Origin of the sequence: Massilia sp. UYP11, assembly GCF_050434805.1 — a bacterium.
Lineage (GTDB): Bacteria > Pseudomonadota > Gammaproteobacteria > Burkholderiales > Burkholderiaceae_D > Telluria.
Map to the genome: position 1 here is coordinate 1 of NZ_JBNDJE010000031.1, position 12,086 is coordinate 12,086.

The 12,086-nt window shown below is 67.3% G+C and carries 10 protein-coding genes; 6 read left to right on the forward strand and 4 right to left on the reverse strand.

Annotated features, from left to right (window positions below):
* Window positions 1-563 precede the first annotated feature (563 nt).
* Window positions 564-1,289 (forward strand): carbonic anhydrase, encoded by a 726-nt coding sequence (locus ABIB38_RS22935; RefSeq protein WP_429206977.1) that lies wholly within the window; start codon window positions 564-566, stop codon window positions 1,287-1,289.
* 197 nt (window positions 1,290-1,486) lie between these two features.
* Entirely contained in the window at window positions 1,487-2,629 is a 1,143-nt protein-coding gene (locus tag ABIB38_RS22940) for an HPP family protein (protein WP_429206978.1), read from the forward strand.
* A gap of 74 nt (window positions 2,630-2,703) precedes the next feature.
* Here the strand turns inward: ABIB38_RS22940 and ABIB38_RS22945 are convergent, their stop codons facing one another.
* Window positions 2,704-3,396, reverse strand: coding sequence for a UPF0149 family protein (locus tag ABIB38_RS22945; protein ID WP_429206979.1), 693 nt, complete (start codon window positions 3,394-3,396; stop codon window positions 2,704-2,706).
* Window positions 3,397-3,548: 152 nt separating this feature from the next.
* Complete coding sequence (locus ABIB38_RS22950; protein WP_429206980.1) at window positions 3,549-4,586, reverse strand: alpha/beta hydrolase; 1,038 nt, start codon at window positions 4,584-4,586, stop codon at window positions 3,549-3,551.
* A gap of 156 nt (window positions 4,587-4,742) precedes the next feature.
* Between ABIB38_RS22950 and ABIB38_RS22955 the strand changes: the two genes are divergently transcribed.
* Window positions 4,743-5,750, forward strand: a complete 1,008-nt coding sequence (locus tag ABIB38_RS22955; RefSeq protein WP_429206981.1) for a serine/threonine protein kinase — start codon at window positions 4,743-4,745, stop codon at window positions 5,748-5,750.
* Window positions 5,751-5,852: 102 nt separating this feature from the next.
* Window positions 5,853-8,276: a hypothetical protein gene (locus ABIB38_RS22960; RefSeq protein ID WP_429206982.1), complete on the forward strand. Its 2,424-nt coding sequence runs from the start codon at window positions 5,853-5,855 to the stop codon at window positions 8,274-8,276.
* Between the two features lie 260 nt (window positions 8,277-8,536).
* On the opposite strand, the gene ABIB38_RS22965 is transcribed toward ABIB38_RS22960, so the two are convergent.
* Complete coding sequence (locus ABIB38_RS22965) at window positions 8,537-8,980, reverse strand: hypothetical protein (protein WP_429206984.1); 444 nt, start codon at window positions 8,978-8,980, stop codon at window positions 8,537-8,539.
* A 118-nt stretch (window positions 8,981-9,098) separates the two neighbouring features.
* Complete coding sequence (locus ABIB38_RS22970) at window positions 9,099-10,157, reverse strand: DUF475 domain-containing protein (RefSeq protein ID WP_429206985.1); 1,059 nt, start codon at window positions 10,155-10,157, stop codon at window positions 9,099-9,101.
* 132 nt (window positions 10,158-10,289) lie between these two features.
* On the opposite strand from ABIB38_RS22970, the gene ABIB38_RS22975 reads away from it, so the two are divergent.
* On the forward strand, window positions 10,290-10,712 hold the full coding sequence (locus ABIB38_RS22975) for a divergent PAP2 family protein (protein WP_429206987.1): 423 nt from the start codon (window positions 10,290-10,292) through the stop codon (window positions 10,710-10,712).
* Window positions 10,713-10,942: 230 nt separating this feature from the next.
* On the forward strand, window positions 10,943-12,085 hold the full coding sequence (locus tag ABIB38_RS22980; RefSeq protein ID WP_429206989.1) for an efflux RND transporter periplasmic adaptor subunit: 1,143 nt from the start codon (window positions 10,943-10,945) through the stop codon (window positions 12,083-12,085).
* The last annotated feature ends 1 nt before the right edge of the window (window position 12,086 follow it).

Genomic DNA, 12,086 nt, shown 5'->3' on the forward strand with positions numbered 1-12,086 from the left:
AGCGCGCTCGATGACTTCGGGGGAATACTTCGGTTGCTTCTTCATAGCTCCATTTTCTCAAAGAATGGAGCCTCTACAAAACCCGGGGCGGTTCATTCAGCGCCCCTGTCCTGTCCATACCCATGGGGCTCCAGTCAGCCTGGCCAGACGCGTTACGGCTTCTCCGCCACTGCCTGTTGCCTCGACCGATCGATGCCGCTACGCTGGCCGAGCACACCGTTCCAGCGCCCCAACAGTGCCGACAGAACGGCAGACTGTTGTTGAAGGTCGTGACGCTTACCTCCCGGATTTTTTTCTTGAGGGCCGAGATCCCGGGAGATTGGCGTGAGATCGACTTCAAGACTTCGCGTAGGACGCCGACTCGTGCCCGCTCCCGGGCAAGCGGGGATCGTGCACGCATGAACGAGGACAGCACCTGGCAAGAAGCCCGCTCGCTCGGCTCGATCGATATAGAGCGGGCTGTGCTCCATGACGAGCCTGACGATCAGCTACACGCTCCCTATCGCGTGACCCCTATTGGTGATCAAAGGCTATAGTGTTCGTCCTATATCACGGAGAGGACGATGACCAAGTTCGATCAACACAAGCGCGGATTCTTTCGGCACGTCGGCGTGCTGGGCGCCACACTCGCGTCGGGCAGCTTAATTCAGAATAGCCACGCCGAGCCGCTCAAGGCCTCGCAGCTCACTGCGGAGCAGGCGCTGCAAGTCCTCAAGGATGGGAATGCGCGCTTTATGGCCGACAAGGCCGAACCAGTTATCTATGGCAAGGATCGTCGCCTGGCGCTCGCGCGCAGCCAGACGCCGATCGCGGTGCTGGTCAGTTGCTCCGATTCGCGGGTACCGCCCGAGTTGCTGTTCGGCCGGGGGCTCGGCGAGCTCTTCATCGTGCGCAATGCGGGCAACACGGTGGACACGGTGGCCCTGGGCAGCATCGAATATGCTGTGGCCAAGCTCGGCGTTCCGCTCATCGTCGTGATGGGGCATGAGGGCTGTGGCGCGGTGGAAGCCGCAGTGAACGTCGTCGAGAAACAGGCACAATTCCCCGGCAGAATTGGAACGATGGTCGAACCCATCGTGCCGGCCGTGTTGCGCGCGAAGGCCGGACTGGCGAACAAGAAGTATACGGCGGAGATGCTGCTCGACGCGTCGGTGCGCGAGAACGTCAAGCGGGTGGTCACGCGCCTGCAGGAAACCGAGCCGATGTTGATGGAGCCCCTGCGCACGAAGAAGCTGATGGTCGTCGGGGCGCGTTACGACCTGCATGATGGAAGCGTGGAATTTTTCTAAGACTGGCAGACCAGGTTGAGTGCCTACGGCGTGCTACCTCGAATGCATAGGGGCATGCCGTAGATAGTGCAGCGTTGCACGACATCGTGGCAGCGCACATGCCGCCAAGTCGGATGCCTGCACTATTTTTGGGTTTCTTCGCACCCATTTCGTGCAAATGTGCTGTAATGACACTCTTTGCGCTCAACCTTGGTGCAATGCCATCCTTTCTGCAATCCATTCTCCGGCGGCCGCACCCGGTCGCCTTGCCACCGATCGGCCAGGCGCGGGCCGCGTTCGGCGCGCTGTTCGGTCTGGCGCTGTCCGGTGTGCTGAGCCAGGTCGTGCTGGCCTGGAGCGCCCCCGGCGCCCACGTCGCCTGGCTGGTCGCGCCGATGGCCGCATCGGCCGTACTGCTGTTCTGCGTCCCCGCCAGCCCCCTGGCCCAGCCCTGGCCCGTCATCGGCGGCAACGTGGTCTCGGGCCTGGTCGGGGCGGCCTGCGCCCAGTGGGTGCCCGATCCGATGCTCGCCGCGCCGCTGGCCGGCGGCCTGGCGGTCGCCGCGATGTTCCTGCTGCGCTGCCTGCATCCGCCGGGCGGGGCAGTGGCCATGACGGCGGTGCTGGGCGGGCCGGCGGTGCACGAGGCAGGCCTCTCGTTCGCGCTGGCGCCGGTGGGCCTGAACACCGTGCTGCTGGTGCTGGCGGCGCTGTTGTACAACCGGGTGACGGGCGCCCATCACGCGCACAAGGCCGCTCCGGCGCCGTCCGCCGTGGCGCCCGAGGACATCGACGCCGCGCTGGAACATTTTGGTGAAGCGCTCGACGTCTCGCGCGAAGACCTGGCCGCCATCGTCAACGATGCCGAGCGCCATGCGGCCGAGCGCCGCGTCGGCCGCCTGTCTGCGGGCGACGTCGTGGTGCCGCCGCTGGCGCGGCTCGAACCCGACATGCCGCTGGCGACGGCGCGCGCCATCCTGCTCGAACATGGCTTGCCTTCGCTGCCGGTGGCGGATGGGGAAGGGCGGCTGTTGGGGGTGCTGACCCTGAAATCGCTGCTGCGCGCGGCGGCCGAAGCCGAAGCATGGAGCATCAAGGCGCGCGCGCTGATCGTGCTGCGCGGCCGCAAGGAGGCCGCGCGGGTGGCCGACCTGATGATGACCGGGATCGCGGTGCAGGCGGCGCAGCCGGCAAGCGCCGTGGCCGCGCTGGCGGGCCGCCATGGCCTGGCGCGGGTGCCGGTGGTCGATGCGGCGGGCATGCTGGTGGGGATGGCAGGGCCGGTCGAAGTGCTCGATGCCCTGCATGGGGTGGCGCTGGCGACGCAGGGTTGGCGGCTGCGCCGCCGGCGCGACGATTGATTCCGGGTTCGTAGCGAGACCTCGCCGCCGGCCGCCACCGTCCTGGATCGGCGGCGGCGCCGCCAACAGGTGAATCAGGCCGACTCGGCCCCGCAGCACTTCTTGTACTTCTTGCCGCTGCCGCAAGGGCAGTCGTCGTTGCGGCCGATCTTCGGCTCTTCGCGCACCACGGTCTCGACCGCGGCCTTGCGCAGCGGCAGCCAGTAGCGGTAGATGGCCGGCACGTTGGCTTCGATTTCCAGCGCCAGGGCGTGGATCTTGTGCGGGTTGTCGACCAGGGCCAGCTCTTCTTCCTCGATCTCGTCGGCGCCGAGCAGGTAGATCGGGCGGATCAGTTCGGCGACGTCGGAGGTCCAGATCGGTTCCCACGAATCGGCGCGTAGCTCGACGCCTTCCCAGAAACCCCAGCACCAGGCTTCCGGATCGATCAGGGTCTTGCCCTCGAATTCATGTTCGACGAACAGCGGTTCGAATTCCTTCGGCGAGACTTCGAAGGTGATCAACACTTCGTTCATGAAGCGCATGATCAGGTTGATGATCTTTTCTTCTTCGCGCTTGTTCTTCCACTTCGGCGCGGCCGCCTCGTCCTGGCCCCAGACCAGCGGCAGCCATTCGGCCGGCATGATGGTTTCCGGACCGATCGCGATCGCGGTCAGGTAGCCGTGCAGGGTGTCCATCGTCATCGCGTCGTCGGAGCAACGGTCGGACAAGAGGAACTGGTCGAGTTCGTCGAATTCTTTTTCGGAGAGGGGCTGTTCGAGATGCATGGGGGTGTCTGGTGATGGCGCGCGGGCGCCGGTTTTGCGTAAAGGCGCCAGTGTAACGCCTGCGCCGCCGGGCGGCACGAAAAACCTCGATCGGTAGGCTGGCGGGCAGGCAGATGGCGCCGCGGCGCAACGGCCGCGGCGCCGGGACGGCATCAACGCCTGGCGTTGAACGCCTTGGCCAGCTCGCCGGCGGCGAATTGCTGAGCTTCCCTGGCTTTCGGCACCACCGCGCCCATGCCGAAGAATTCATGGGTCACGCCCGTGTAGTGGCGGTAGTTGACGGCCACGCCTTCCTTCTGCAGGCGGTCGGCGTAGGCCTTGCCCTCGGTCATCAGCGGGTCGATCTCGGCCGTGATCACGGTCGCCGGCGGCAGGCCCTCGAGTGAGGCGGCCGTCAAAGGCAGGGCGTAGGGACTCTTCGGGTCGGCGCCGTAGTGCTTGAAGAACCAGCCCATCATCGCCTTGTTCAGCGGCTTGGCGTTGGCGTTCTTCTTGTAGGACGCGTTGTTCATGTCGTTGTCGACCACCGGATACACCAGCAACTGGTGCAGCGGCAGCTGGACCTTCCGGTCGCGCGCCATCATCGAGACCACGGTCGCCAGGTTGCCGCCGGCCGATTCGCCGGCCACCGCCACGCGGGTGGCGTCGCCATTGAAGCTTCCGGCGTTCTGGATCGCCCACTGGTAGGTGGCGAAGGCGTCGTCGATCTGGGTCGGGAAGGTGTGTTCGGGCGCCAGGCGGTAGTCGGGCGAGACCACGATCGCCCTGGCCCCCTTGGCCAGCGCGCGGATCGACGCTTCATACACCTTGGTGTCGGCGATCACGAAGCCGCCGCCGTGGTAGTACACGACGACCGGGAACGGACCCGCGCCTTCCGGGGTGAAGATATGAACCGGGAAGCTGCCGCCCTTGCCCTGCACCGTCTGGGTCTTCATGGTCACGCCGGGTTCCGGCGCGGTGCCCTGGCCGGCATCGAGCAGCACCTTCTCGACCGCGTCGGCGGCGTTCGGCTGCTTGCGCGCTTCTGCCGGGTCCAGGGTCTCGATCGGCTTCGGTTTCAGCGACGCCAGGGCGTCCAGCACTTTCTGCATGGTCGGCTCGGCCTTCGGCGGCTTGGCGTTCCGGGCGATGGCGGCGCCGGCCACCATGCCGGCGGCCAGTGCCACCATGGTCAGGGTCATCTTTTTCATGTTCTTCCTTATCGGTAATCGTCCGGGGCGGCTGCGCCCGGATGCGTATGTGACATGAGACCTTGTAACAATGGCCCGCTCTGTGCGTGAGCGAACCCAGCCGGGACAGGAGGCGGGACATTTCCGCTTCCGCGTGCGCAGCCGTACAATGCGGTGATGGATAACTTGAACACCGACAACCAAGCAGCCGGGCATCCTTTCGCCCGGCTCGATCCCGCCCTGGTGCTGGATGCCCTCGACAGCGTGGGCCTGCATGGCGACGGCCGCCTGCTGGCGCTGAACAGCTACGAGAACCGCGTCTACCAGGTGGGGCGCGAGGAGGGCGCGCCGGTGGTGGTCAAGTTCTATCGCCCGCAGCGCTGGAGCGACGCCGCCATCCTGGAAGAGCATGCCTTCGTTGCCGAGCTGGTGGAGCGGGAGATTCCGGTGGTGCCGGCTCTGGACATCGAGGGCAAGACCCTGCACGCCTTCGAGGGCTTCCGCTTCGCCGTGTTCCCGCGCCGCGGCGGACGCGCGCCCGAGCTGGGCGACCCGGCGGTGCTGGAATGGACCGGCCGCTTCATCGGCCGCATCCACGCCCAGGGCGCGGTCAAGGCCTATGCGCAGCGGCCCGCGCTCGATCCGGTCACGTTCGGCCGCCAGCCCTATGACTGGCTGCGCAGCCATGATTTCGTGCCGCCCGAGCTGATGGCCGCGTGGTCGAGCGTGGTCGAGCAGGCGCTGGATGGCGTGGCGCGCTGCTACGAGCGCGCCGGCGAGCTGCCGCTGCTGCGCCTGCACGGCGACTGCCACGGCGGCAACGTGCTGTGGACCCCTAGCGGCCCCCATTTCGTCGACTTCGACGACAGCCGCATGGGCCCGGCCGTGCAAGACCTGTGGATGCTGCTCTCGGGCGAGCGCCATGAGATGGTGCGCCAGATGGGCGACGTGCTGGCCGGATACGAGGATTTTTGCGATTTTCATCCGCGCCAGCTGTACCTGGTCGAGGCCCTGCGCACCCTGCGCCTGATCCATTATGCAGCGTGGCTGGCGATGCGCTGGGACGACCCGGCGTTTCCCGCCGCCTTCCCCTGGTTTAATACCCAGCGCTACTGGCAGGACCGTATTCTGGAGCTGCGCGAGCAGGTAGCCCTGATGGACGAACCGCCCCTGTGGCCGGTGTAAGGGGCGAATGGACGAGCTGAGCCACTATTGTGGCCCAGTTCCGCGTAGCGGACTGAGCGGATTTGCCGGATAATCGAGCGACCGCCGCCATTGAGACCTCGCATGGAACCCAACCCAGCCAAGCAAGACGAAGCCGACTTTTCGATCGACCTGTCGCAGGCCGCCGGCATGGCGCCGGCCGGGGCGCCGCCCGAGTCGCCTCCGGAAGCCGTGCCCGAAGCCCATGCGGCCACCCCGCCCGCGCGCAAGCCCCTCGAGATGCGCGAAATCCAGGAGGCGATCGCGCGCGTGGAGGCCGAGGCCAAGGCCAACGTCGCGTTTGAAAACCGCCAGACCGCCGAATCGCGCGCGCGCGTGCTGGCCGACGAGCGCGCCGCCATCGATGCGGCGGCGGCGGCGGCCGCGCTGGCCAATTCGCAGGCGTCCGAAGACGCGATCGCGGCCAACCGCGACCGGCTGGAATCGTTGCGCGCAGCCGCGAAAGCATCGGCCGAGCGCCTGGAAGCGATCCGGCAAGAGACCGCCGAGCTGCGTGCGCGGGTCAAGAGCGATACCGAGATCCGCCTGGCGCTGGAGGCCCGTTCGCGCTCCGAAGAAGAAGCGCGGCGCCGCGCCGCCGTCCAGATGGAAGCCGAGGCGGAACTGGCGGCCAAGGCCGCCCGCGCCGCCGACGAGCTGGTGGCGCATACCGAACAGGCCAGGCTGCAGGCCGCCGAGCGCATGGCGGCGGTGGAGGCGGCCAAGGAAGAAGTGCTGCATAACGCCAGCGCCGACGCCCGTATCGCGATCCTGGCGCGCGAGCGCGAGCGCGCCGAAAAAGCCGCGCGCCAGACCGCCGAGAAACTGGCCGAGGCCGAAGCCGAGGCGCTCGACCTGACCCAGCAGCGCGAGCGCGCCGACCAGGTGGCGCTGGCCTCGGCGTTCGCGCGCGCGGCGGCCGAAGCGCGCGCGCTGGAAGAAGCGCGCGCCCTGGTCCATATCGAGCAGGAACGCGAGGCGATCGCGCTGGCCCAGGCCGAGTCCGAGCGCGTCGCGGCCCAGTCGCTGCGCATGCGCCTGCAGACCGAAAAGGAGCTGCGCGACGCCGCCACCCACCGCGAGCGGCTGGAACAGATGGCGGCCGCCGGCGCCGAGGCGCGGCGCGAGGCCGAGACCCGCATCCTGGCCGCGACCGAGGCCCGGATCGAGATCGACCGCAAGCTGCGCCTGGTGGCCGAAGACCGCGCCCGCGCCGAGGAAGAAGCGGGCGACCAGGTGCAGGCCCGGCTCGAGGCCGAGGCCGAGGCGGCGCTGGAAGCGCGCGCGCGCCGTGCGGCCGACGAGGCGGCTTTGGCGGCGGCCCGGCGCGAGGCCGAGGAACACCGGCGCGAGCAGGCCCTGGCCGAAGAAAAAGCGGCGCTGGCCCAGGCCGCGGCCGAGGTCCAGGCCAAGCGCAATGCCGACGAAGCGGAGGCGGTCGCGTTCGAGGCCGAACTGGTCGAACTGCAGCGCCAGGCCGCGCAGCTGGCTGCGCAAAAACGCGAAGAAGCCGAGCGCCTGGCCCAGCGCGAGCGCGAGCGGGTGGCGGCCGAGACCCAGGCCCTGCTCGAGCTGGAGCAGAAAGTGGCGGCCGAGCAGGAATTGATGCTGGCGGCCCAGGCGCGCAGCGAAGCCGAGGCTGCCGCCGCGGCGGCGCTGGCCGCCAAGGCGCAGGCCGAGCGCCGTCTGGAACAAGCGCAACGCGCGACCCTCGAAGCGCAGCAGGCTCAGCTTGATGCGGTGGCGGAAGAAGCGGCGCAAGCCGAGGCCACGCGCGACACCCAGCAGGCGCATGCGCGCCGGGCGCAGGAGCTGGCCCAGGCCCAGCACGAACGCACCGAGGTCGAGCGCCGGCAGGTGGCGCTGACCGAGCAGGCGATCGGCGCCGAGCGCGACGCCACGCAGGCCGCGCGCGAATCGCTGGCCCTGGTCGAGCGCAAGCTGGCCGCCCAGCGCGCCCAGGCCGAGGCCGACTCTCGCGCCAACGAGGCGCAGGCGGCGCGGCTGGCGTCGGAGCATGCCGCCGCCCAGGCCGCCGAAGCGCGCGCCGAAGCCGAGGAAACGCAAGCCCGGCTGGCGCGCGAGCGCGAACTGGTCGAGCAGGCGGCGGTGCAGGCGGCGGTCGAGAAGCGCGAAGCCCAGCGCGCGCTGCTGGAACACGCCCAGGCGCACGCCGAGATGCAGCGCAGGGCGGCGCAGGCGACCCTGCAGATGGCCGATGCGCGCAAGCATCTGGTGAACCTGGAAAGCAAGCGCCAGGACGAACAGGCCGCCGAACTGGCGGCGACCGAGCGCGTCATCGGCGAGCGCAAGGTCGAGGCCGGCCAGCGCTCGGTGTCGGCCGACCTGACGCGCGAGGTATTGGGACGGTTCAAGCAGTCGCAGGCCCGGGCCGGCGACACCTCGGCGGCGCAGGCGGCGGCGCGGCTGGCGGAAGTGATTGCGGTCCAGCGTGAGCTGGATCGGGATCTGGATCGGGATCTGGATCGGGACAAGGACCGCGAATGATGGATGTGGGATGCGATGCCGCTCACGTTACCGCCGGCCCGCACCGCACGCACGTCGTTCCCGCGCAGGCGGGAGCCGCGCACGTCGTTCCCGCGCAGGCGGGAACCTAAGCTTGCTCGCGGACCGACGACGTTTCAGGATATCGCCAGGCTACAGCCTTGGGTTCCCGCCTCCGCGGGAACGACGTAGCGGTGTGCGGGAACGACGTAGCAGTGTGCGGGAACGACGTAGCAGTGTGCGGGAACGACGTAGCGGTGTGTTTATTGCACGGGTGCCGATTGCGCGGGCGCCCGGTTTTCCATCCCACCTTGCGCCTGGCTCGGCGACACCGGATCGACCGGCCCGGTCACCGCGCGCTTGACGAAATACTCGGTGTCGCCAAAGCAGCTGGTCGGCACGCCCTTGTGCTGCTCGTACGAGAGCTGCACGCGGCGGCCGATGTTGCTGTTCAGCTGCTGCACCACCGCTTCATCGCGCACGGTGAAGGCGAAGCGCTCGGGAATCGCGCCCGGCATGCTCGACAGCAGGATCTCGCCCTCCCAGGTCTTGCACAGCCAGCCTTTCTTGGAGAACGTCTGCAGGTAGCCGGCGCGGTCGCCCTCGGAATACGCCCAGGTCAGGGTGAACCAGGTATACAGGGAACCGAGCACGGCGACGGCGGCAATGACGGACAGCAGGATGGCGGTGGAGCGGGGTTTGGGCATGGTCGGGCTGGGCGATCGAAAAGAGTTGGATGGTCAATAAGGCAGCGCTCGCGCGATGCGCGCCCATTCTGCCATGCCTTGCTGTAATCGCAAACCGCAATTCTCAGCGATGACCGATTCAGCCGGTCCGCGCCGCCGCTTCGGCCTCCTGGGCCGCGATCTTCCTGCGGTAGCGTATCGACGACCATAGCGACACCAGGATGAAGGCCAGGCCGGACAGCCCGGTGAGCCATTCCGGGATGTGATAGTGCACGCTGGCGAACATGATCAGGGCCAGGATGCCGATCGCATAGTGCGCCCCGTGCTCGAGATAGACGAATTCCTGCAGGGTGCCCTTGTAGACCAGGAACACCGTCATCGAGCGCACGAACATGGCGCCGATGGCCAGGCCCAGCATGATGATCACGACGTCGTTGGTGATGGCGAAGGCCCCGATCACGCCGTCGAAGCTGAACGAGGCGTCCAGCACTTCCAGGTAGAGAAAGCCGCCGATGCTGCCCTGCGAAATCATGGCGCCGACCGAGGGGTCTTCTTCCTTTTTCTCGAGCAGGCCGCTCAGCCACTTGACGCCGATATAGATCAGCACCCCGGTCACGCCGGCGATCAGCACCGCCAGCTTGCGCTCTTCGGGCACCAGGCGCATGGCGCCAAGAACGCTCAGCAGGGCCAGCAGCACGGCCAGCCCCTCGGAGCCGTATTTGCCGACTTTTTTCTCGAACCAGGTGATCCAATGCAGTTCTTTTTCGACGTCGAAGAGGAAATTCAGGAACACCAGCAGCAGGAAGGCGCCGCCGAAGGCCGCGACCTCGGCGTGGTGTTCGGTCAGGTGGCGCGAATACTCGCTGGGGTTGTCGATCGCCATCTGCCAGACGTCGAGCAGGCCGAGGCCGGTGGCGGCGGCGACGATCACCAGCGGGAACAGCAGGCGCATGCCGAACACGGCCACCAGGATGCCGACCGTGAGGAACAGCTTGCGCCAGAATTCGTTCCAGTGCTTGAGCACCGAGGCATTGACGACGGCATTGTCAAAAGAAAGCGACACTTCCAGCACGCCGAGGATGGCGGTGATCCACAGCGCCTGCAGCAGGCCGGGCAGGCCCCGGTGTTCGTAACCCCACCAGCCGGCGAGGACCATCAGGACTGCCGTCACGATGAAAGACCAGCGGAAGTGCCGCATACGACCCTCTTGTGTGGTTGGACCGGTTGGGTCAATATTACCGTTTCCCGGCTTGATGCGTCCGTGTCAAAAGTCGCCCACCGCGCCTTGCTTCTGAGATAATTCCGCCCAGCATTTCACCTATAAGGCATCATGGACATTATCTATCTCGCGACGCCCGTACTGACCTGGATGGTGGTCGGGCCGATCAAGTTTCTCATTTCCAGCGTGCGCCTGCGGCGCTGGGCCTTCGATCTGGTCGGCAATGGCGGTTTTCCCAGCAACCATAGCGCGGTCGTGTCCAGCATGGCCACCCTGATCGCCCTGCGCGAAGGCATGGACCATCCGGCCTTCGGCGTGGCCTGCACGCTCGCCTTCATCGTCATGATCGACGCCAACAGCCTGCGCCAGCACGTCGGGCGCCACGCGGTGTCGCTCAACCGCCTGCACGACGGCCAGGCCGACTACGTGATCCTGCGCGAGCGCATGGGCCATACCAGGATCGAGATCGCGGGCGGGGTCCTGACCGGCATCGGCATGGGCTTCCTGATCAATGCCGTCCTCGGCGGCTTCTAGTCATGTACTTACGGCGGACGTCCACCTCCCGGACGTCCGCCTGTCCGGTTTTTCCGCATCCCGGCCGGGCTGGAATGCAGCTCATCGCCAAAAAACGCAGTTCATCCATCGAATTCGGCGTTATACAGGTTCGTCAATTGACGCCCTCGGGGCCCTCCTGAATACTTCGCGCTGGCTGTATCTATCCATATTTCTATAAAAAAGACCAAGTCCTTCTCTGGAGAACCACAATGCTGCGCAAAACACTCCTCGTTCTAGCCATCGCTTCGAGCCTCGTCGCCTGCGGCAAGGATTCCGCCCAGGCCCCAGGCCAGGCCAAGGACAACAAGCCGACGCAGCTGACGGTGGCGCCCGAGGATGTGTTGACGATCCAGAGCGACTCCATTTCGTCGGGCCCGGTGGTTACCGGCTCGATCCAGCCCGAACGCCGCGCCGACCTGCGCGCCGAGGTCTCGGCCATCGTGCTGCAGGTGCTCAAGGAGAATGGCGAGCCGGTCAAGCGCGGCGACGTGCTGGTGCGCCTTGATGAAACCTCGATCCGCGACACCCTGACTTCGGCCGAGGATGCGCAGCGCGCCGCCGGCCTGGCGCTGGAGCAGGCCAACCGCCAGCTCGAGCGCCTGAAAACCCTGACCGCTTCCGGCATGACCTCGGCCAAGGCCCTGGACGACGCCGAGATGGCGCGCAACAATGCCATGAGCGAGCTGTCGGGCGCCAGGAGCCGCGTCGCCACCGCGCGCCAGCAGCTGGCCCGCACCACGGTGCGCGCGCCGTTCGACGGCATCGTCTCCGAGCGCAAGGTCTCCAATGGCGACACCGCCACCATCGGCAAGGAGCTCGTGAAAGTCATCGACCCGACCAGCATGCGCTTCGAAGGCGCGGTGTCGGCCGATTCGGTCAGCACCGTGAAGGTCGGCCAGAAGGTGAATTTCCGCGTCAACGGCTATGGCGACCAGCAGTTCGCCGGCATCGTGAAAAGGATCGACCCCGCAGCCAACCCGGTCACGCGCCAGGTCGAGGTGCTGGTGGGCTTCGCCGACAACGCCCAGCCGCGCGTGGCCGGCCTGTACGCCGAAGGCCGCGTCGACGCTTCCGCCGCCGACGCCCTGATGCTGCCCGAGTCGGCCCTGGTGCGGGTCGGCGACAGCAGCCATACCTGGCGCATCAAGGATAAAACCCTGTCCAAGGTCAACCTGGTGGTGGGCGCGCGCGACCCGCGCACCGGCAACTTCGAGGTCAAGCAGGGCCTGGCCGCCGGCGACGTCGTGCTGCGCGCGCCCACCTCGAACCTGAAGGATGGCCAGAAGGTCGACATGCCGGCGGCGCGCGTCGCCAGCGCGGCCACCGGCGCGGCGCCGGTCCAGGGCAAGTAAT